General features: G+C 46.0%; 1 protein-coding gene. It reads left to right on the top strand.

Annotated elements, in window-relative coordinates:
• The first annotated feature begins 57 nt into the window (after positions 1-57).
• Positions 58-933, top strand: coding sequence for an NAD(P)-dependent oxidoreductase (locus AB4238_RS10055; RefSeq protein ID WP_372033343.1), 876 nt, complete (start codon positions 58-60; stop codon positions 931-933).
• The last annotated feature ends 36 nt before the right edge of the window (positions 934-969 follow it).

Raw genomic sequence — 969 nt, 5'->3', positions numbered from 1 at the left:
TAATGCAATTGGTATAACTAGAAATATAAATCTAACTCCCTACAAATAGGAACACAAATGGCTAAAGTTGCATTTATCGGTTTAGGTGTCATGGGTTATCCCATGGCGGGGCATCTCGTAAAGAATGGTCACGAAGTAACGGTATATAACCGAACCGAAGCTAAAGCTAAGGCTTGGAGCGAAGAGTTTTCAGCACAATATTGCTTAACGCCTAAGGCGGCCGCTCAGGGGAAAGATATTGTCTTTGTTTGTGTTGGCAATGATGACGATTTGAGGCAAGTCACATTGACTGAAGATGGCGCACTGGCGGGTATGAGTGCTGGTGCTATTTTGGTTGATCATACGACTGCGTCTGCTGATGTTGCTAGAGAGATAGGTGCTGCCGCTAGTGATCTAAAAATCGATTTTATTGATGCGCCAGTTTCGGGTGGTCAAGCCGGAGCTGAAAACGGTGTGTTGACCGTGATGGCTGGCGGTAATGCCGATGTGTTCGCTCAAGCGAAACCTGTTATCGACTCTTACGCTCGTTGCGCTGAGCTTCTGGGTGATATAGGGGCAGGGCAGTTAACCAAAATGGTTAATCAAATCTGTATCGCAGGAGTTGTTCAAGGGTTGTCTGAAGGGCTGCATTTTGCACGCAGTGCAGGGCTTGATGGTGAAAAAGTGGTTGAAGTGATCAGCAAAGGGGCTGCGCAATCATGGCAGATGGAAAATCGCTATCAAACAATGTGGCAGGGCGAATACAATTTCGGTTTTGCTATCGACTGGATGCGTAAAGACTTAGGTATTGCGCTAGAGGAAGCACGCCGCAATGGTTCACATCTTCCGCTAACAGCTTTGGTCGATCAATTCTATTCAGAAGTGCAAGCGATGGGTGGAAATCGTTGGGACACTTCCAGCTTATTGGCAAAGCTAGAGAAGAATAGAAGCTAGATTTTAGCTTGATATAAAAAATGGACTGCCTAGGCA

It is taken from the genome of Shewanella sp. 10N.286.45.A1, assembly GCF_041470405.1.
In the GTDB taxonomy this organism is placed as follows: Bacteria; Pseudomonadota; Gammaproteobacteria; order Enterobacterales; family Shewanellaceae; genus Shewanella.
This window is presented reverse-complemented; position numbering and strand designations above follow the sequence as displayed.

Bases quoted from the DNA above. Each gene is read 5' to 3' on its own strand.
- AB4238_RS10055 (WP_372033343.1), top strand. From the start codon at position 58: ATGGCTAAAGTTGCATTTATCGGTTTAGGTGTCATGGGTTATCCCATG.